This is a genomic window from Plantibacter sp. AC185 (assembly GCF_979258065.1).
Genome location: NZ_OZ409831.1, coordinates 3,555,134 through 3,575,085 on the forward strand (window position 1 = coordinate 3,555,134; position 19,952 = coordinate 3,575,085).

The 19,952-nt window shown below is 70.6% G+C and carries 16 protein-coding genes; 8 read left to right on the top strand and 8 right to left on the bottom strand.

Annotated elements, in window-relative coordinates; genetic code table 11:
• Window positions 1–80 precede the first annotated feature (80 nt).
• Window positions 81–1,517 carry an NAD(P)H-quinone dehydrogenase gene (locus tag ACZZZB_RS16620; protein WP_064294841.1) on the top strand — a complete coding sequence of 479 codons (1,437 nt, stop codon included), beginning with the start codon at window positions 81–83 and terminating at the stop codon, window positions 1,515–1,517.
• Window positions 1,518–1,555: 38 nt separating this feature from the next.
• On the opposite strand, the gene ACZZZB_RS16625 is transcribed toward ACZZZB_RS16620, so the two are convergent.
• The 3 genes from ACZZZB_RS16625 to ACZZZB_RS16635 form a co-directional block, all read right to left on the bottom strand.
• Window positions 1,556–3,193, bottom strand: coding sequence for a helix-turn-helix transcriptional regulator (locus ACZZZB_RS16625; RefSeq protein ID WP_463530284.1), 1,638 nt, complete (start codon window positions 3,191–3,193; stop codon window positions 1,556–1,558).
• 54 nt (window positions 3,194–3,247) lie between these two features.
• On the bottom strand, window positions 3,248–5,008 hold the full coding sequence (locus ACZZZB_RS16630; protein ID WP_463530285.1) for an acetyl-CoA carboxylase biotin carboxylase subunit: 1,761 nt from the start codon (window positions 5,006–5,008) through the stop codon (window positions 3,248–3,250).
• A 96-nt stretch (window positions 5,009–5,104) separates the two neighbouring features.
• Window positions 5,105–5,755 (bottom strand): Maf family protein, encoded by a 651-nt coding sequence (locus ACZZZB_RS16635; protein WP_463530286.1) that lies wholly within the window; start codon window positions 5,753–5,755, stop codon window positions 5,105–5,107.
• 62 nt (window positions 5,756–5,817) lie between these two features.
• On the opposite strand from ACZZZB_RS16635, the gene ACZZZB_RS16640 reads away from it, so the two are divergent.
• From ACZZZB_RS16640 to ACZZZB_RS16655, 4 genes are all read left to right on the top strand, one after another.
• Window positions 5,818–7,122 (top strand): class I SAM-dependent RNA methyltransferase, encoded by a 1,305-nt coding sequence (locus tag ACZZZB_RS16640; protein WP_463530287.1) that lies wholly within the window; start codon window positions 5,818–5,820, stop codon window positions 7,120–7,122.
• 77 nt (window positions 7,123–7,199) lie between these two features.
• On the top strand, window positions 7,200–7,856 hold the full coding sequence (locus ACZZZB_RS16645; protein ID WP_064294846.1) for a response regulator transcription factor: 657 nt from the start codon (window positions 7,200–7,202) through the stop codon (window positions 7,854–7,856).
• Between the two features lie 67 nt (window positions 7,857–7,923).
• Entirely contained in the window at window positions 7,924–9,096 is a 1,173-nt protein-coding gene (locus ACZZZB_RS16650; protein ID WP_463530288.1) for a sensor histidine kinase, read from the top strand.
• Window positions 9,093–10,154 (top strand): hypothetical protein, encoded by a 1,062-nt coding sequence (locus ACZZZB_RS16655; RefSeq protein ID WP_463530289.1) that lies wholly within the window; start codon window positions 9,093–9,095, stop codon window positions 10,152–10,154. The genes ACZZZB_RS16650 and ACZZZB_RS16655 overlap by 4 nt, the downstream gene beginning before the upstream one ends.
• 279 nt (window positions 10,155–10,433) lie before the next feature.
• On the opposite strand, the gene ACZZZB_RS16660 is transcribed toward ACZZZB_RS16655, so the two are convergent.
• From ACZZZB_RS16660 to ACZZZB_RS16670, 3 genes are all read right to left on the bottom strand, one after another.
• Complete coding sequence (locus ACZZZB_RS16660; RefSeq protein WP_463530290.1) at window positions 10,434–11,705, bottom strand: HNH endonuclease signature motif containing protein; 1,272 nt, start codon at window positions 11,703–11,705, stop codon at window positions 10,434–10,436.
• Between the two features lie 726 nt (window positions 11,706–12,431).
• Entirely contained in the window at window positions 12,432–12,683 is a 252-nt protein-coding gene (locus tag ACZZZB_RS16665; protein ID WP_124769700.1) for an acyl-CoA carboxylase subunit epsilon, read from the bottom strand.
• Entirely contained in the window at window positions 12,680–14,281 is a 1,602-nt protein-coding gene (locus tag ACZZZB_RS16670; RefSeq protein WP_137243414.1) for an acyl-CoA carboxylase subunit beta, read from the bottom strand. The genes ACZZZB_RS16665 and ACZZZB_RS16670 overlap by 4 nt, the downstream gene beginning before the upstream one ends.
• 139 nt (window positions 14,282–14,420) lie before the next feature.
• Here ACZZZB_RS16670 and ACZZZB_RS16675 point away from each other — a divergent pair, with 139 nt between their 5' ends.
• The gene (locus ACZZZB_RS16675) at window positions 14,421–15,212 is read left to right on the top strand and encodes a biotin--[acetyl-CoA-carboxylase] ligase (RefSeq protein ID WP_463530291.1); all 792 of its coding nucleotides are present in this window, start codon (window positions 14,421–14,423) and stop codon (window positions 15,210–15,212) included.
• Here the strand turns inward: ACZZZB_RS16675 and ACZZZB_RS16680 are convergent.
• Window positions 15,196–16,008, bottom strand: a complete 813-nt coding sequence (locus tag ACZZZB_RS16680) for an EI24 domain-containing protein (protein WP_463530292.1) — start codon at window positions 16,006–16,008, stop codon at window positions 15,196–15,198. The two genes, ACZZZB_RS16675 and ACZZZB_RS16680, sit on opposite strands and share 17 nt — an antisense overlap.
• 101 nt (window positions 16,009–16,109) lie before the next feature.
• Here ACZZZB_RS16680 and ACZZZB_RS16685 point away from each other — a divergent pair, with 101 nt between their 5' ends.
• Entirely contained in the window at window positions 16,110–16,667 is a 558-nt protein-coding gene (locus ACZZZB_RS16685; protein WP_231884331.1) for a PH domain-containing protein, read from the top strand.
• A 130-nt stretch (window positions 16,668–16,797) separates the two neighbouring features.
• Complete coding sequence (locus tag ACZZZB_RS16690; protein ID WP_463530293.1) at window positions 16,798–17,943, top strand: 5-(carboxyamino)imidazole ribonucleotide synthase; 1,146 nt, start codon at window positions 16,798–16,800, stop codon at window positions 17,941–17,943.
• A 172-nt stretch (window positions 17,944–18,115) separates the two neighbouring features.
• Here ACZZZB_RS16690 and ACZZZB_RS16695 read toward each other — a convergent pair whose 3' ends face one another.
• Entirely contained in the window at window positions 18,116–19,948 is a 1,833-nt protein-coding gene (locus tag ACZZZB_RS16695; RefSeq protein ID WP_463530294.1) for a sulfite reductase subunit alpha, read from the bottom strand.
• Window positions 19,949–19,952 lie beyond the last annotated feature (4 nt).

The window sequence follows — 19,952 nt, forward strand, 5'->3', positions numbered from 1 at the left end:
CGCTCATCCGCGCACGATCGCGGCGATCGCCGGGCCCGACGGGTTTGGTCCCGCCCCTGGTGGCGCGCGAGAATGGACGCATGGCCTACGAGTTCGAACGCAAGCAGCGAGTGGCGATCATCGGAGGCGGACCCGGCGGGTACGAGGCGGCCCTCGCCGGGGCGCAGCTCGGCGCCGACGTCACGCTGGTGGAGCGTTCGGGCGTCGGCGGAGCGGCGGTCATCACCGACGTCGTCCCGTCCAAGAGCCTCATCGCCACGGCCGACGCGGTCGGGGCCATCGGCGAGGCGGCCGACCTCGGTGTGCAGTTCTTCGTCCGCTCGGAGACCACCGGGAAACCCAGCCGTCCCGAGGTCGCGGTGAACCTCGCCGCCGTCAACAAGCGACTGCTCGGACTGGCCCGCCAGCAGTCCGAGGACATGCGGGCGAGTCTCATCCGTGCCGGGGTCCGCATCGTCAACGGCCAGGGGCGGCTCGACGGACCGAACGAGGTCATCGTCTCGACCGATCTGTCCGCCGGCACCGATTTCGACCGCATCGAGGCCGACACCGTCGTCGTCTCCGTCGGGGCCAGCCCGCGCCAGTTGCCCTCCGCGCTGCCGGACGGCGAGCGCATCCTCACCTGGACGCAGCTCTACAACCTCACCTCCGTCCCCGAGCACCTCATCGTCGTCGGCTCGGGCGTCACGGGCGCCGAGTTCGCCTCCGCCTACACGGCGCTCGGCTCCAAGGTCACGCTCATCTCGAGCCGCGACCAGGTGCTGCCCGGTGAGGACGCCGATGCGGCGGCGGTCATCGAGAACGTCTTCAAGCGCAACGGCATGACGGTCCTGTCGAAGTCGCGGGCCGACTCCGTCACCCGGACCGAGCACGGCGTCGTCGCCACGCTCTCGGACGGCCGCACGGTCGAGGGTTCGCACTGCCTCATGGCGGTCGGTTCGGTGCCCAACACCGCCGGGATCGGTCTCGAGGAGGCCGGCGTGCAGCTGACCGATTCCGGGCACATCCGCGTCAACCGGGTGGCGCGCACCAGCGTCCCCAACATCTACGCCGCCGGTGACTGCACGACCTTCCTGCCGCTCGCGTCCGTCGCGTCGATGCAGGGTCGCACCTCGATGCTGCACGCGATGGGCGACGCGGTGAACCCGACCGAGATCCGCAACGTCGCCGCGAACATCTTCACGCAGCCCGAGATCGCGACCGTGGGCTGGACCCAGAAGCAGATCGAGGACGGCATCGCCCAGGGTGAGATCTACAAGCTGCCGCTCGCCCAGAACCCGCGCGCGAAGATGATGGGCATCAAGGACGGCTTCGTCAAGCTGTTCGCGCGGACCGGTAGCGGGACGGTCATCGGCGGCGTCATCGTCGCCCCGAAGGCCAGCGAGCTCATCTTCCCGCTCGCCCTCGCGGTCGAGCAGCGGCTGAACGTCGACCAGGTCGCGCGTGCCTTCACGGTCTACCCGTCACTCACCGGGTCGATCACCGACGCGGCGCGCGCCATGCACATCGTCGAATAGGCGTCGTCCTCGTCGAACCGTCGGCGAGGCGCCGGGGTTCACCGATCGCGGTTCGCGAGCACGATGCGTGCGACGGCGACCCGCGAGCGCACGCCCCAGGCGTGGAAGACGGCGCTCAGGTGCTTCTCCACGGTCTTGCGGGAGATGCCGAGGGCCGTCGCGATCTCGTCGTTCGACAGGCCGTCCGCGACGAGTTCGGTGAGATCCCGCTGTCGGGGCGTGAGCGGTGCGGTCGGAACGGGGACGGCGGTCAACGGCAGTGTCGCCGGGAGTCGTGAGGGGAGCTGGCGGCGGGACACGATCCCGAACGCGGCGAGCACCCGGGTGACGTGCGCGTCGACCGTGCGCGAGGAGAGCTGGAGGACGGACGCGATCTCCGCCGTCGAGTTGCCCTCCGCGGAGAGCAGGGCGACCTCGCGTTCGCGCGGCGACAGTCCGTCCCAACCCGATCCCGCGACCGGCGCGAGACGTCGGCCGATCGCCTTCAGCTCCCGCGCGGCGGAGCGGGTCGCGGCGGTATGCCCGCCGCGGACCGCCTGCTCGGCGAGCGCGGCCAACTCACGGACGGCCTGCGTCCGGTCGGACATGGCGATGAGGGCACGCGTCGCGAGGATCTCACCGATCCCGGCTTCCAGCATGCGGCCGTCGACCAACGCGCGGGTGGTCGCCGTGCGCGCGAGCGCCAGCGCCTCGGCGGGTCGCCCACGGAGGAGTTCGAGCTTGCACTGCATCCGGAGGATGGCCGGCCCGGGGACCCTGCGGTCGACGTCGGCGGCGATGAAGCCGATGAGGCGTTCCGATTCGACGATGTCGCGGTCGAGGAAGGCGCTCGAGACGAGCAGCTCGATCGCGAGGGCCCGGTCCTGGACGGACAGGCCGCTGAAGTCGTTCCCCGAGGCGCTCCGCGCGAGGGCTGCGGCTCCGTGGTCGTCCGCGAGGGCGGCCAGACCGTAGCCGACGAGGAGGTAGCACGTTGTCTGGAAGGCGCCCGTGGGCTCGGGGATGGCCTGACGGACGCGGCGTGCGAGCGTCCTGGTCGCCCCCTGCTCGGCACGGTTCCCGGCGACGAGGCACTGCACGGCCTCCGCGTACAGGGCGGTCGGTCCGCTCCCGGCCCGCTCGAACATCGCGAGCGCTGCAGCCTCGGCCTCGGCGACGCGTCCCTCGTTGAGGAGCAGCCGGGCGAGGACCCCGTCGACGAGGGTCCGGTACAAGCGGCCAGGGGTGGCGGCGATCTCATCGGTGAACGCGTCGGCGAAGCGCCGGGCGGCGTGGATCAGGACGTTGACGACGGCGCCCTCGACGAGCAGGTACCCGACGAGCCAGGCCAGGGTCGGTTCGAGGTCCCCGCCGTCGTCGACGAGGGCGTCCGCCTCCGCGAAGCACCCCTCCAGCTCCGAGCCGGACGAGCGGTCCGACCCGAGGGCGAGTCCGGCGGCCCCGAGCACGAGCAGGCGGGTCGTCCGGTCGGAGTCCGTCGAGGCGGCGAGCGCGTCCACCGCGTCCCGGCGACAACCCGCGAAATCGGCGGTGGTGAACCGGGCGTAGGACAGGAGGGCGAGGACGCGGGGATCGGACACCGCGTGCGGCTCTGCCTCGAGCAGCGCGATCGCACCGGCGGCGTCGAAGTCCGCCACACGATCCAACGCATCTTCGAGGAGGTCGGCTGCTGACACCTGCTCAGCGTATCGTCGCCGGGTCCGATGCGACGCCCGAAGGCGCCGGTCGGGTCAGCTGATGGTGAGGAGCTGGTGACCCGAGGAGACCGTGGCACCGACCGTCGCGTCGATCGCGCCGACCGTGCCGTCCTTGTGCGCCGTGATGGGCTGTTCCATCTTCATCGCCTCGAGGACGACGACGAGGTCGCCCTTCACGACGACATCGCCCTCGGCGACCGCGAGCTTCACGATGGTCGCCTGCATGGGCGCCGAGACGGAATCTCCCGTCGCACCAGAGACCACCGCTGCACCACCGCGGCGGTGCGGAGCGGGAGCGGCGACCGGTGCACCGACGTTCAGCCCCAGCTGTCCGCCCGGAAGGCTGACCTCGAGCCGCTTGCCGCCGACCTCGACGACCACCGTCGAGCGGGCAGCGGGTGCCTGCTGCGCATCGATGGATCCGTCCCAGGGCTCGATGTCGTTGACGAACTCCGTCTCGATCCATCGGGTGTAGACACCGAAGGTGCCGTCCTCCGCGGTGAACGCGGGGTCGCGGACGATCTTGCGGTGGAAGGGGATGACGGTGGGGAGGCCGGCGACCTCGAACTCGTCGAGCGCGCGACGGCTGCGCTCGAGCGCCTCCTCGCGGGTGCGTCCCGTGACGATGATCTTGCCGAGGAGCGAGTCGAACGCCCCCGAGATCGTGTCGCCGGCCGTGACGCCGGAGTCGAGGCGGACACCGGGGCCGCCGAAGGTCTTGAAGACGTGGATCGGGCCCGGCTGCGGGAGGAAGCCGCGTCCCGGGTCCTCGCCGTTGATGCGGAACTCGAAGGAGTGGCCGCTCGGCTGCGGGTCGTCGTAGTCGAGGACGCCGCCCTCGGCGAGACGGAACTGCTCGCGGACGAGGTCGATGCCGGTGATCTCCTCGGAGACCGGGTGCTCGACCTGCAGGCGGGTGTTGACCTCGAGGAAGGAGACGGTGCCGTCCTTGCCGATGAGGAACTCGCAGGTGCCGGCACCGAGGTAACCGACCTCCTTGAGGATCGCCTTCGACGCCCGGTAGAGCTCCGTCACCTGGTCGTCGGTGAGGAAGGGTGCCGGTGCCTCTTCGACGAGCTTCTGGTGGCGACGCTGCAGCGAGCAGTCGCGGGTGGAGACGACGACCACGTTGCCGTGCGCGTCGGCCAGGCACTGTGTCTCGACATGGCGCGGCTGGTCGAGGTACTTCTCGACGAAGCACTCGCCCCGGCCGAACGCTGCGATGGCCTCGCGGGTGGCCGACTCGAAGAGCTCGGCGACCTCCTCGCGCTCGCGGGCGACCTTCAGGCCGCGACCGCCACCGCCGAACGCCGCCTTGATGGCGACGGGCAGGCCATGGATGTCGACGAAGTCGAGCACCTCCTCGGCACCCGAGACGGGGTTGAGCGTGCCGGGGGCGAGCGGAGCGCCCACCTTCTCGGCCACGTGGCGGGCGGAGACCTTGTCGCCGAGCCGCTCGATGGCCTCGGGCGACGGGCCGATCCAGATCAGCCCTGCGGCCATGACGGCGCGCGCGAAGTCCGCGTTCTCGGCGAGGAAGCCGTAGCCCGGGTGGACGGCGTCGGCGCCGGACCGTCGGGCGATGGACAGGAGCTTGTCGATGACGAGGTACGTCTCCGCGCTCGTCGTCCCGTCGAGGGCGTAGGCCTCGTCGGCGAGTCGGGCGTGCATGGCGTCGCGATCCTGGTCGGCGTAGACGGCGACGGAGGCGATCCCGCTGTCCTTCGCGGCTCGGATGACGCGGACGGCGATCTCGCCACGGTTGGCGATGAGGACCTTGGTTATACATGGCACAGTCCACGAGCCTACCGGGAGGCCCGGGTGAGCCTTTGGCTCACACGCACAAAAAAGTCGCAGGAACGACGTGTCGCCTCTACAAGGGCTGGGCTGTCAGAGGGCTCCGGGCCGGTTGCGGAGCTCGTGCCAGTCGTGTCCCAGCGTGCGGACGAGACGCCGCAGGGTCGGGAGCGAGAGGCCGACGACGGTCGACGGATCGCCCTCGATGCGGGTGATGAAGGCGGCACCCAGACTGTCGATCGTGAACGCCCCCGCCACCGCCAGGGGCTCACCCGAGGCGATGTACGCGTCGATCTCGGCGTCGTCGAGGTCGTCCGCGAAGGACACCTCGGCGCTCGCGACCGCGCCGATCCCGACCGGCGAGGCGCCGGTGCAGTCGATGAGCCAGTGACCGGAGTACAGGGTCCCCGTCCTCCCGCGCTGGGCGTGCCAGCGTTCGCGGGCGCGCTCGGGGGTGTGGGGCTTGCCGTGGACCACGCCGTCCAGGACGAAGACCGAGTCGCCGCCGAGGATGAGGTCGACCGCGTCGCCACGTTCGCGCACGACGGCCAGAGCGGCCTCCGCCTTCGCGCGGGCGAGGAGTGCCACGACCTCGTCGGGGGCGAGCGGCGCACCCGCGGCGCGGGTCGCGTCGTCGACGGCCTGTTCCTCGTCGACCGACGACGGGACGACGATCGGCTCGATGCCACTCGACCGCAGCAGGGCGAGTCTGGCCGGTGACGTGGAGGCGAGCGTGAGGCGCATGACGGTTCCTTCTGCAGTGGACGGTGGACTCCCCGCAGCCGCCCGTGTGACATGCTCGACGCATGAGCACGACGACTGCACGCACCGTGGAACTGGACATCACCAACGTAGCCCACGGGGGTGTCTTCGTCGCCCGGCACGAGGGCCGGGTGGTCTTCGTCCCCGACACGCTCCCCGGTGAGCGCGTGCGGGCACGCATCGTCGACGAGAACGAGAAGCGCTTCTGGCGGGCGGAGACCCTGGAGGTCCTCACGCCGTCCGAGCACCGCCGTCCGCACGTCTGGGCCGAGGCCTCCGTCGACCGCGAGCCGAGCGAGCGGGCCGGGGGAGCGGAGTTCGGACACATCGAGCTCGCCCACCAGCGCGCGTTGAAGCACCAGGTCCTCGCGGAAGGCCTCGAACGGTTCGCCGGAGTCGCTCCCGAGTTCACGGTCGCCGCGATCGACGGCGAGACGCCCGACGGCACCCGGTGGCGGACGCGGGTCTCCCTGCACGTCGACCAGCACGGCAACATCGGTCCCTACGCCTCGAGATCCCACCACGTCGTCCCCGTCGAAGACCTGCCGCTCGCGATCGAAGCGGTGGCCGAAGCGGCCAAGCTCGAGGAACTGCCGCACGGCACCACCTCCATCGACATCGTCGCCTCGTCGACCGGGACGGTCCGCGTCCTGACGCGTGCGGACGAGGCCGGAGGCGGCGACCGCCGACGCGGTGGCGGTCGCGGTCGACGCGGGGGACCGAAGCCGGTCCGTCCCGCGGCTGACCCGATCCGCGAGCTCGTCGGCGAGCGCGAGTTCATCGTCGACGCGAACGGATTCTGGCAGGTCCACCGTCAGGCTGCGACGACCCTCCAGCAGGCCGTGTCCGCGGCCATCGACGACGCGCGCTTCGATCCGCGCGCCGCGAACCTCGACCTCTACGGCGGCGTCGGCCTCCTGGCCGCTGGCGTGGGCGACCGCTTCGGCTCCACCACCCGCATCACGACCGTGGAGAGTGACGAACGCGCCACCGAGTACGCGGGCGAGAACCTGTCCGAGTGGGTTGGCGCACAGGCCGTCACCGCGAAGGTCGACGCCTTCCTGCGGTCGGAGATCGCGACGGGCAGTCGGATCGAGCGGTCCCGGTACGCCACCGCGACCGTCGTGCTCGACCCGCCCCGCTCGGGCGCCGGCGCGGAGATCGTCGCCATGCTCGGCGAGCTCCGGCCCGCCTCGATCGTCTACGTCGCCTGCGACCCCATCGCGCTGTCCCGCGACGTCGCCCTCCTGGCCGAGCAGGGCTACGAGCTCGACCACCTCGCGGCCTACGACCTCTTCCCCAACACGCACCACCTCGAGGCCGTCGCGGGCTTCTCGCGAACGGCTTGAGCGGGCCCGTGCCGACGGAGGCGACTCGCGATCAGGCCGTCGCGCCCGGCGGGTCCGTCACTCGCTACGATGGTGCCGTGGTGACCGTCGCAATCATTGATGATCACGAGTCCGTCAGGCTCGGGATCGAAGCGGTGTGCGCGCACGCCGGGTATCAGGTCGTGGCGAGTGCCCCGACCGCCGTCGAGTGCATCGCCGCGTTGAACGGCGTGGTGCCCGACGTGGTCGTGCTCGACCTCTCGCTCTCCGACGGCAGCACGCCGACCTCGAACATCCACGCGGTGCAGGCGGTGGGGGCGCACGTCCTCATCCACTCCATCGCCGATCGGGTCGCACTGGTGCGCGAGGCGCTGGCCGCCGGAGCGTCCGGGGTCATCCCCAAGTCGTCGCCGACGGACACGGTCATCGCCGCCATCGGCACGGTGGCCCGTGGCGAGGCGCTGAACAACATCGAGTGGGCGAGCGCGATCGACGCCGACAGCGACTTCGCGCGGGCGCAGCTGGGCCGTCGTGAGCGCGACGTCCTGCACCTCTACGCGTCCGGCCTGCCACTGAAGACCGTCGCCATGCAACTCGGCATCGCCTACTCCACGGCCCGAGAGCACATCGACCGCATCCGGGTGAAGTACGTCGAGGTGGGGCGCCCGGCACCGACGAAGGTCGACCTGCTCCGCCGAGCGGTCGAGGACGGGATCCTCCCCGGCCTCGATCAAGGCGGGACGGATGTCTCCTAGCTTCCGGGCACCGACCAGGCATCCCGCGATCCCCTCGACCACGAGAGATGCCCAGGTTCAGCGCCGGATGCTGAACACCGCGAACTTCGAACGCCTCCTCGGCCGTTCGGTCGCGATCATCGGACTCGTCTTCGGACTGCAGACCGCGTTCACCACGCTCGGGCAGGGCGTCCAGATCACCGGCTGGTTCGGCGTGCTCTACGTCTCCCTCGTCTTCGGGACGATGTTCGGCGCCATCATCTGCTGCTTCTTCCTGTGGCACCACCGCATCGCCTCCGGCGTCTTCGCCGCAGTGTTCTTCGTGGCCCTCCTCATCTGGCCGGCGGTGAACGCGCAGGCGTCGGCGGACATCAACCAGGAACCCTGGATCTGGTACCTCTGCACGATCGCCGTCGCGTTCGCCTGCATCCCGCTGCAGTTGCGGGGGGCCATCGTGTACCTCGTCGTGACCTCGGTCATGTACGGCGTCAACCGCGTCATCGACGCCGACTTCGCGCCGGCGTCCTTCGAGATCGGTGCGCTCGACGCTTCGTACGCGACGATCATCGGTGGGCTCATCGTCGTCCTCGTCGGGCTGTTCCGTGTGCTGGCCGGTCGGGTCGACATCGCGAGGGCGGCCGCCCTCGCCACCTACGACGCGGCCGTCAAGCAGCACGCCACGGAGGTGGAGCGCGTCGAGGTCGATTCGATCGTCCACGACAGCGTCCTCGCCTCCCTGCTCGCCGCGGATCGGGCGCTGACCCCGAAGTCGGAGGCGCTCGCCGTCATGATGGCGCGGGTCGCGATCGAACAGCTCGAGGGTGTCGGAGCGCCGATGACGAACGAGGACGAGGTCACCGGTCTCGCCGAACTCATCGAACGGCTGCGTGCGGCCGCGTCGATGCTCGGTGAACCGTTCTCCGTCACGGTCGAGGGGGCCTCCGGCCGGGTCCTGCCCGTCACGGTCGCGAACGCGGTCTACTGGGCGACGGTGCAGGCGATGGTCAACAGCGTCGAGCACGCGGGTTCGGGAGCGGCCCGGAGCCTGTCGATCGAGGGCACGGTCTCCGGCGGCGTCTGCGTCATCGTCGGCGACGACGGCGTCGGGTTCTGCCCCGAGCAGGTCGCTGAGGAGCGCCTCGGGCTGAAGGTTTCCATCGTCGAGCGCGTCGCGGCGGTCGGGGGCCGCTCGACGGTCATCTCCCGTCCGGGTGAGGGTGCCGTCATCCGCATCGAGTGGTCTCCGGAGCACGGCTCGTGACCCCGGCACCGCGGTACGCGCTCGTCATCCTCGCCGCCCTGTTCTCGGCGTACCATTTGCTCCGCGCGGCGCTGACGCTCGAGACACCCCGCGACGTCGTCCCGGTCCTCATCGCGATGCTCGTCTACGCCGTCGCGAGCGTCCTGAGTCTCTGGCCGATGGGCACGACGCGCATGCCGTCGTGGCTCGCGAGCATCAACCTCGCGACCGCGATCATCGTCCCGTTACTCGTGACCAGCCAGCTCGACCCGACGCGGAACAACGGGTACGCCACCTGGCACGTCGCGTCGATCGGGACGCTGATGACGATCACCGTGGTCCGGCAGCGGGAGGCGATCGCGTACATCGGGATCGTCTTCCTCACGGTCCAGTCGCTCCTCTGGGCGGGTCCGGGACTGGCGCTCGGGATGGGTGTCACAGGCAGCCTCATCTGGGTCGTCCTCGCGAGTGTGCTCACCCGATCGATCGCTGGGGCGCAGCACGACGCCGAGCGCCTCACGCAGGCGGAGCATGCGACTTCGGACTGGCAGGCGGCGCAGTACGCGCACGTGCACGAGCGGCGACGACGCCTCAGTCAGACGGGCCGCCTGGCGACCCCGATGCTCCGCACGATCATCGCCAACGGCGGCAGGCTCTCCGTGGCCGATCGCACGGAGTGCCGCACGCTGGAGGCCAGTCTCCGCGACGAGATCCGCGGGCGTCACCTCCTGAGTGACCCGGTCCGATCCGAGGTGCTCGCGGCCCGGCGGCGCGGAGCGATCGTGAACATGCTGGACGAAGGTGGCCTCGAGGAGCTGGATGCCGGCGTCCTCGACGCGATCCACGAGCAGATCGCCGAGGCGCTCGCCGCCTCGCAAGCCACGCGCTTCATCGTGCGGAGCGTCCCGGACGACGAGCGCGTCGCGGTGACCGTGGTCGGCCTGCGTGCGGTGCACCGCGATCCGGGTGTCGCTGCGGGGCCGGACGACGACGATGAGGAACTCGACGTGTGGCTCGAGATCCCACGCGACGGCTCTCGTGCCGACCTGGGCGCGGTGGGCGTGTCCGAGGAGGACTGAACCGTTCCGACGGGGCAGCGCCGGTCGACAGGCTCAGTGCGGCGTTGCTCAGGGACCGGAGCTACTCCGGGTGGACCGCCGCCGTCCACAGAACCGGCGCGACCTGAGTGCCCTTCGACAGGCTCAGGGACCGAATCGTTCCCGGTGAACCTCTCCCGGTCACTGAGCCTGTCGAAGTGCCCACGAGGTCGCCTCATCGTTCCGGGTGCACTTCTCCCGGTCACTGAGCCTGTCGAAGTGCCCACGAGGAACCCTTCGATCTGAGGACACCGAGGCAGGTCAGAACGGTGCAGGGTCCCGTTCGGTCCGGTGGTGTTTCCCGTCGGGTGTCGTCCAGTCGAGGACGCCGCCGGCTCCGTGTTCGAGGTTCCACCCGGGGAGGTGCTTCAGCCGGTGGTGATGTCGACACAGGCAGGCGAGGTTCCCCACATCCGTGGTCCCACCGTCTTCCCACGCGACCGAATGGTCGAGATCACAGGCCCTGGCTCGCCTGCCGCAACCGGGTGCGCGACAGGTGCCGTCCCGGAGACGGACCGCCCGTTGCAGGTCGGCCGGGACCCGGTACTGCTTCCGCCCGACGGAGAGCAGCGCACCAGTTTCTGGCTGCACGAGGATCCGGGTGAAGGTCGGTGCGTTCACGGCGATACGCGCGGCGGTCTCCGGGTCGATCGGGCCATAGCCATCGAGCATGCCGGGTGCGTCGGAGACGCCGGCCATGCTCAGCGCCGGGACGGTGATCTGCACGGTCGGCTTGAGGTGCTCCTGCACCTCGATGGGGTGCGGGAGGACCGGGCTCGACATCACGTCGTCGGGAGTGACACCTGTCAGGGCGAGCGCCGCGAGGGCATCGGCCTGCAGCTGAGCGCACGTCCGGGTGTCGCCGACCTGACGCGACTCGGCGGAGGCCGCCTCGATGCGCTCGATGATGCCCTGCGCGATGGGCGCCGTGGTGAAGAGATGCACCCAAGCCATGCCATCGGCCGCGGGCTCGAACTCGACCCGGCGGTCCGCCTCGGAGCGGACCGCTCGCGCGGTGATGGACTCGGGGTGGAGGCGCTCGCGGAGCACGCGGGCGCGCCTGCGGAGGTTCGCGTTGGTGGACTCCTCCGCAACCGGCAGGACCTCAGCGAGGAACACCGCCCGCCCTGCAGCCGGTACATCACTGAGTTGGTCGATGATCGTCTGCGCGTGCCGGACCGAGATGCGGCCGGCCTCAAGCGACGCGAGCACGGCAGGCGCGTCGTTCACGAGCCGCTCGGCGTCGTTCGTCGCCCGCTGAACGGCCAGCTCGGGGGTGCGGGTCGCCATCGCGAGGGCTGCGCAGGTCGACCGGCGCGAGAGCGTCTGCCGCTCGGCAGGCGGGAAGATCGCCGGGACCGTGGCGTCGGCGAAGGCGTACGCGTAGGCGGCGGAGCGGGCCAGGAGGCGCGCCTTCCGTGCGTCGAGGACGGCCTGCTGCCGGTGGAGCTCAGTCCACTCGTCCGAGAACTCCGCCAGCTGCGTGGCGTATTCGTCGCCGACGCGGATCGCGGTGCGGGTGGTCTCGGTCATGGAACAAGTCCATCATGGACCACTGACATTCCAGATGCCGAGTTGTGCCGGTTGTGGAAGTTGCTCGTGTGCCCTTCGACAAGCTCAGGGACCGGAAGAGGGTCACCGGAGCGAGAGGTTCCTCGTGTGCCCTTCGACAGGCTCAGGGACCGGAGGAGGGTCACCAGGGCGAGAGGTTCCTCGTGTGCCCTTCGACAGGCTCAGGGACCGGCGGGGGTCGCTCAGGGAACGGTGGGGCGTCGCCGGTTGTGGATGCTTCTTCGTGGGCCCTTCGACAAGCTCAGGGACCGGAGGAGGTTGCTCAGGGACCGGGAGGGGGTTGCTCAGGGACCGGGAGAGGATCACCGGAGCGGGAGGTTCTCCGTTTGCCCTTCGACGAGCCCACGGACCAGAACGCATCCGAGCGCACCTCGCTCGGTCGCTGAGCCTGTCGGCGTGCCGGGTCCCGGACGAACGAAAGGAGGGCCAGCACCCGATGCTGGCCCTCCGTGACGTTCGTGGGTCAGAGCGGTAACCCGAATACCGCTCTGACCCGCCCCCGAACTCCTGCCCGCTTACCCTAGATGGAGCAGGAGCTGGTGAAGTGGTCTCGATGAGACGCAACTTTCGAGAATGATGATCCTCCATCAGGGGTACCCCCGACAGTCGGCACTATGGAGGACACGAATGGGGGACAGCACCGCGCGCCGCGAGGGGCAACCGGCGTGAGTCCTCCCTCGAGACGGCTCAGCCCGTGAACGCGCGCCAGTGTCCTGGGCCCACGGTGATCCCTGTGCGGAGGTTCCGCCTCGTCCGCTCCCACGTCGACGGGACGCGGGGTGCCGGGGCGGTGTCGGCGTCACGCAGCGCCTGTTCGGCGATCGCGACGCTCAGCACCGCGGTGAGCGCCGCGAGTTCCTCGTCGGTCGGGGTACCGCGCTCGATCCGGAGATCGATCGACGACGGCTCGGTCGTGTTCGGCTCGGCGCCGGTGCTCACAGCGGGATGTTCCCGTGCTTCTTGGCGGGCAGGCTCGCACGCTTCGTCCGGAGCGCGCGGAGCGCCTTGATGACCGAGACCCGCGTGGCCGCCGGTTCGATGACGCCGTCCAGCTCGCCGCGCTCGGCGGCGAGGAACGGGCTCGCGACGTTGTAGGTGTACTCGTTCGCGAGGCGCGTGCGCACGGCGGCGACGTCCTCGCCGGCTTCCTCGGCCCGCTTGATCTCGCCGCGGTACAGGATGTTGACGGCACCCTGCCCGCCCATGACCGCGATCTCGGCCGTGGGCCAGGCGAGGTTGATGTCGGCCCCGAGCTGCTTCGAGCCCATGACGATGTAGGCGCCGCCGTAGGCCTTGCGCAGGATGACGGTGACCAGGGGCACCGTGGCCTCGGCGTAGGCGTAGAGGAGCTTCGCGCCGCGGCGGATGACGCCGGTCCACTCCTGGTCGGTGCCGGGCAGGTAGCCGGGGACGTCGACCAGGGTGAGGATCGGGATGCTGAACGCGTCGCAGAACCGGACGAACCGACTCGCTTTCTCGCCCGCTTCGATGTTCAGCGTCCCGGCCATCTGGGAGGGCTGGTTGGCGATGACACCGACCGACCGTCCTTCGACGCGCGCGAAACCGATGACGATGTTCGGCGCGAAGAGCGGCTGGACCTCGAGGAAGTCGGCGTCGTCGACGACGTGCTCGATGACGGTCTTCACGTCGTAGGGCTGGTTCGGCGAGTCGGGGATGAGGGTGTTGAGTCGGCGGTCCTCGTCCGTCGTCTCCAGCTCCACCTCGACGTCGAAGACCGTGGCCTCGGACAGGTTGTTGTCGGGCAGGAAGCCGACAAGGGTGCGGGCGTAGTCGAGGGCGTCCGGCTCGTCGCTCGCGAGGTAGTGCGCGACGCCCGAGCGGGTGTTGTGCGTGTACCCGCCGCCGAGCTCCTCCATGCCGACGTCCTCGCCCGTGACGGTCTTGATGACGTCGGGGCCCGTGACGAACATCTGGCTGGTCTTGTCGACCATGATGACGAAGTCGGTGAGTGCGGGGGAGTAGACGGCGCCGCCGGCCGCCGGACCCATGATGATGGAGATCTGCGGGATGACCCCGGAGGCCTGCGTGTTGCGTCGGAAGATCTCGCCGTACTTACCCAGCGCGACGACGCCCTCCTGGATGCGCGCGCCGCCGGAGTCGAGCATGCCGATGATCGGGACGCCCGTCTTCAAGGCGAGGTCCATGATCTTGATGATCTTGTCGCCGGCGACCTCGCCGAGCGAACCGCCGAAGATGGTGAAGTCCTGCGAGTACACGGCGACCTGGCGGCCGTGGATGGTGCCGGTGCCGGTGACGACGGCATCGCCGTACGGCCGAGAGCGGTCCATGCCGAAGGCGGTCGTGCGGTGCCGCACGAACTCGTCGAGTTCGACGAAGCTGCCGTGGTCGAGCAGCTGCGCGATGCGCTCCCGCGCGGTGAGCTTGCCCTTCTTGTGCTGCTTCTCGATGGCGGCTTCGCCGCTCGCCGTCACGGCCTCGTGATAGCGGTTCTTGAGGTCGGCGAGCTTCCCGGCCGTCGTGTAGAGGTCAGGGCCGGAGGTGGTTTCGTCGGTCACGCTTTCACCTTACCCGGTGGTCCCCCGGCCGACCCGTTGACGATCGGGTACAAGTGGCGCGCCGATCCGTTGTCGGCATCGTCCAAGCGTGCCGGTGGGCGACGCGGGCGCCGACGACCGGCCTCAGTAGGGTTGTGCCATGGATCTGCCCCTCACCGCCGCCCTCGTGCCACGCCTCGAGATCCTCGCCCACGCCGGCTCCACCAACGACGAACTCGCCCGACGCGTGCGCGAGGACGGCGGCGACGCGTGGCCCGACCGCTCGGTGGTCCTCACCGACGACCAGCGCGGGGGACGCGGTCGCCTCGGTCGCGTGTGGACGGTGCCACCCGGCAAATCACTCGCCGTGTCGGTCCTGCTCCGGCCGGTCACTCCGTCGGGTGGTCCGCTCCCGCTGCAGGCCTACGGCTGGCTCCCACTCCTCGCGGGCGCGGCGCTCGCGGAGTCGCTCCGGGAGCTCGGGGTGGCCGCCGACGTGAAGTGGCCGAACGACGTGCTCATCGGCGGTCGCAAGGTGTCCGGCATCCTCGCCGAGCTGCTGCCGAGCGGGGACGCGGTGATCCTCGGGACCGGTGTCAACCTCCGCCAGCGTGCCGAGGAACTGCCGACCGACCGGTCAACCTCGCTCGCGCTCGCCGGCCTCGCCGATCCGGACCCCGACACCGTCCTCGTCGGTTACCTGCGCGCCTTCGGCACCCTGTACGACGCCTACCTGGAGGCGTCCGGTGACGCCGAGGCCAGCGGGCTCCGAGCAGCGGTCACCGAGCGATGCGTGACGTTGGACAGCTCGGTGCGGGTGGAACTCCCCGGCGGCGACGTCCTGACCGGCACGGCCGAGCGGATCGACGCGGACGGGCGGCTCGTCGTCCGACCGACCGACGGCGGTGCGCCGGTCGCGGTGGCGGCCGGCGACGTCACGCACGTGCGCTGAGCGTCCCCGCCTGTTCGGTGAGGGACCGGCGTGCGAGCACCGTCGCGCCGGAGACGGCGGCCGGCATGACCAGCACGGACAGGACCGGCACGAGGAAGAGGACCGCGACCGTCATCCCGAAGCCCAGGGTGCGGGCGCGTCGCCTGGCGAGGGTCCGGCGGCGGTCCCGCAACGACAACCCCCTCGCGTCGAACGCGTAGCCCGTCAGTTCGAGGGCGAGGAACCACCCGCTCACGGCGAGCCCGAGCACCGGGACCACCGTCTGGCCGATCACCGGGACGAAGCCGAGGAGGAAGAGGACGGCCGCCGTCGGGATGGTGAGCAGGAGCAGGCCGAGTGCCCGGGTGACGCCGGTGAGGAGTCCGCGCCATGCGGACTCACCCGACTCCGGAGGAGCGTCGCCGAGGGTGCGTTCGACGTCGGCCCAGATCCGCTCGTAGAAGGGGTCGCCGACGAGGAGCGTCGCTGCGGCGTAGGCGTACAGCATCACCACGACGGCGACGGCCACCAACGCGACCGCGGCGGCCACCCGGATGGACGAGCGGTACGGCTCGTCCCAGGTGTCGGCGAACGGTGTCGCCCAGTCGACGATCGTGGCGGCGTTGACGCCGAGGACGACGAGCAACGCGATGAACACGACGCCCACGATCGCGGCGGGGATCATGCCGAGCAGCATGCGCTTCGGCGAGGTGCCCCAGAGGCGGAACCCGCCGAAGAGGATGCCGATCCCCTCGAGGAACGACCCGACCACGCCGGGGCGCTGCGCCGTCGGTGCGGTGCTGTCGGCCGGTTTCACGCCTTCATGCTAGCCGGGCGGCCGATGCACGGATGCTCGGGATCGCCGACGGGCGGGGTGGGAGCAGGCGGCGGGTTGCCGCGACTGCTAAGAATGGGAGTATGGCTGATCCCGGTATGACGGGGCCGGGCAGGCCGGCTCCTCCCGCGGCGGCGACCGAACGTGTGGTCGCACGCCTGCGTCCGCATGCCCGGCGGCTCCTGCTCCCCGCGCTCCTGCTCATCGCGGTGAGCGGTGCCGGTGCGTACTTCTTCGGCTCGTTCGACCTCGAGTGGCAGAACTGGGCCGTCCTCATCGGCGGCGGGGTGATCGTGCTGGTCGCCTGCGTCCTGCCGTTCATCGCCTGGCTGTCCGTCCGCTACGTGATCACGACCCGGCGACTGATCGTCCGTCGCGGGTTCTTCGTGCGGACGCGCCAGGAGCTCTACCACGCCCGCGGCTACGGCATCACGGTGCACAAGAGCTGGGTGCAGAGCGCCTTCGGTAGCGGCAACGTCCGGGTGACGAGCGGTGGCGAGGTGCCGGTCGTCCTGCGGGACGTGCCCGGCGCGGTCCTCGTCCAGAACGCCCTGCACGAGCTCGTCGCCGAGAACCAGAGCATCGCCGCGCCGTACCCGGCAGCACCGCCTCCGATGCAGCAGCCACCGGTCCGACGCTGACCGGTGCGGGGCGCGCCCGGCCGGTACGATGTTTCGAGTCGGGGCACCCGCCGATCCGCCTCCGGATCCGCCCGTCCCGCCTGCCGAAACGAGACCCGCCGGCCGGTCGCCGGAGAGCTGGAGTGAACCCATGAGCATTCGCGTCGGAGTGATCGGCGGCGGTCAGCTGGCCAGGATGATGGTGCCTGCGGCCGTGAACCTCGGACTCGACATCCGGGTGCTCGCCGAGCAGGAGGGCATGTCCGCCCGGCTCGCCACTGTGGAGGTGGGCGACTACCGCGACGCCGACACGGTGCTCGCCTTCGCCGAGACGGTCGACGTCATCACCTTCGACCACGAGCACGTGCCGCAGCACGTCCTGCGGGCGCTCGTCGACGCCGGCGTGCAGGTGCACCCGGGACCGGACGCGCTCGCCGTCGCCCAGGACAAGCTGCTCATGCGCGAACGCCTGACGGAGCTCGGACTGCCGGTGCCCGACTGGGCGCGCGTGCACGATCAGGAGGAGCTCGCCGCCTTCCTCGCCGAGCACGGCGGGAAGGGCGTCGTGAAGACGCCACGTGGTGGCTACGACGGCAAGGGCGTCCGTGTCGTCCACGGACCGAACGAGGTCGACGACTGGTTCACGGCGCTCTCCGAGGACGCCAACGGAGGAGCGCTGCTCGTCGAGGAGCTGGTGTCGTTCCGGCGCGAGCTCGCCCAGCTCGTCGCCCGGCGCCCGTCCGGCGAGGTGGTGCCGTGGCGCGTCGTCGAGACCGTGCAGCTCGGTGGGGTGTGCAGCGAGGTCATCGCTCCGGCGCCCGGCTCGGCTGGTCGGCTCGCCGACACCGCGGAGGAGATCGCCGTGACCGTCGCGACCGCGCTCGGGGTGACCGGGGTCCTGGCCGTCGAACTCTTCGAGACCGACGACGACCGCCTGCTCATCAACGAACTCGCCATGCGTCCGCACAACAGCGGGCACTGGACGCAGGACGGCAGCGTCACGAGCCAGTTCGAGCAGCACCTGCGCGCCGTCCTCGACCTGCCCCTCGGCTGGACGGGCTGCCATCGCGATTGGACCGTCATGGTGAACGTGCTCGGCGGGCCGGCCGAGGGGTCGCTCGACGACCGCTATCCGCAGGTCCTCGGTGCGCACCCGCTGGCGAAGGTGCACAACTACGGCAAGGACCCGCGCCCCGGGCGCAAGGTCGGCCACGTCAACGTCGCGGGCGACGACCTCGACGACGTCGTGTACGAGGCACGGGCCGCCGCGGCGTTGCTCGGCGCCGAGAACGCCTGACCGCCCTTCGACAAGCTCAGGGACCGGTGGTTGGGCTCAGGGACCGGTGGTTGGGCTCAGGGACCGAGGGCCGGGCTCAGGGGCCGAGGGCTGGGCTCAGGGACCGATGACCGGTCGCCGAGCCTGTCGAGGTGCGCCCTTCGACAGGCCCAGGGACCGGTCGAGGTGCGCCTCAGTACACGTCGCGGATGTAGCGCTTCTCGCGCTTCAGCGTGTGCACGTACTCGGCCGCGGCCTCCGTCGAACGCCCGCCGTGCTCGGCGATGAGCTCGTGCAACGCCTGGTCGACGTCCTTCGCCATCCGTGAGGCGTCGCCGCAGACGGCGAAATGGCCGCCCTCCTCGAGCCAGGCGTAGAGCTCCTTGCCGTTCTCGCGCATCCGGGTCTGGACGTACACCTTCTCGCGCTGGTCGCGGGAGAACGCGAGGTCCAGACGGTCCAGTACCCCTCCGGTGAGCAGCTCGCCGAGTTCGTCCTCGTAGATGAAGTCGTGCGCCCGGTGCTGGTCGCCGAAGAACAGCCAGTTCCGACCAGTGGCCCCGCGCTCGCGGCGCTCCTGCAGGAACGAACGGAACGGTGCGATCCCGGTTCCCGGGCCGACCATGATGAGCGGTGCATCGTCGTCCGACGGCACCCGGAAGCCCGCGTTCGCGGAGACGAAGATCCCGCTCGTGGCACCCTCCGCGACCCGGTCGGCGAGATGCGTCGACGCGACGCCGCCGTGCAGACGGTCGCCGACCGCGTACCGGACGCTCGCGACGGTGAGGTGCACGCGCCCGTCGGCCGCCAGCGGACTGGACGAGATCGAGTAGGCGCGGTGCTGGAGCGGACGCAGCACGTCGAGGAGCGCGGCGGCGTCGAACCGGACCGCGGTGGAGCGCAGGAGGTCGAGGATGTCGCGGTCGCGCAACCAGGAGTCGAGCGTCTCCGCCTGGGCGAGCGCGAGGATCCCCGCCAGCTCCGAGTCCGGCGCGCGGTCGGCGAGCTCGGCCACGAGGTCCTTCGACGGGGTGCGGATCTCGAACCCGTGGGTGAGCCGGTCCGCCAGCGTCGAGCCGTCGACCGACTCGTCCGCGGTCGCGTCCAATTCGGCGATGATGGCGTCGACGAGCGCCGGGTCGTTGCTCGGCATGACGCCGAGGGCGTCGCCGGCCGCGTACTCGATGCCGCTGTCGCCAAGGTCGAACTCGTAGTGCCGGATCTCCTTCGACGAGGCCGGCCCGGAGAGGACGCGGTTGACGGCGAGGGTCGCGCCGTACGGCGTCTTGCGGGTCCACGGTGAACGCGTGCGTCCGGGCTTCTTCGCCGGTTTGGCCGCCGGCGTGGGAGCGGGTGCTGCGTCGGCGTCCGTCGGGGCGAGGGCGCCGAAGAGCGACAAGGCCTGTGTGGTCCACGCCGCTGCGGGCTCCTCGTAGTCGACGTCGCAGTCCACGCGCCCGAGGATGCGTTCCGCGCCGAGCTGCTCCAGACGCGTGTCGATGAGCTTGCCCGCCTGGCAGAACCCGTCGTATCCGGAGTCGCCGAGCGCGAGCACGGAGAACTTCAGGCCGTCGAGGCGTGGTGCGGTGCTCGCCTGGAGCGTCTCCCAGAACAGTTCGGCGTTGTCGGGCATCTCACCTTCGCCGTAGGTGGAGGTGATGACGACGACGTGTCCCATCGTCGGGAGCCGGTCGACCTCGACGTCGTCGAGTCCGATCGTCGTCACCGCGACGCCGTAGCCGGAGGCGGCTCGGCCGAGATCCTCCGCGATGGCCTCCGCGGTGCCCGTCTGCGTCCCGACGAGCACGTGCAGGGCGAGCTGCGGCGTGCGGCCACCGGCGTCGGTGGCGTCGATCGCGCTGGAGCGGACCCCTGCCAGGAATCCGGCGAGCCAGACCCGCTGCTCGGGGCTGAACGGCGCGTCCGCCGGGATGAACGGGTCGTCGGCGCTGCTGCCGAGCGCGGCGAGCGCCTCGAAGAGCACCGGGCTCGGTGTGCTGGCTGCCGGGGCCTGGGTCGAGGTCATCGTC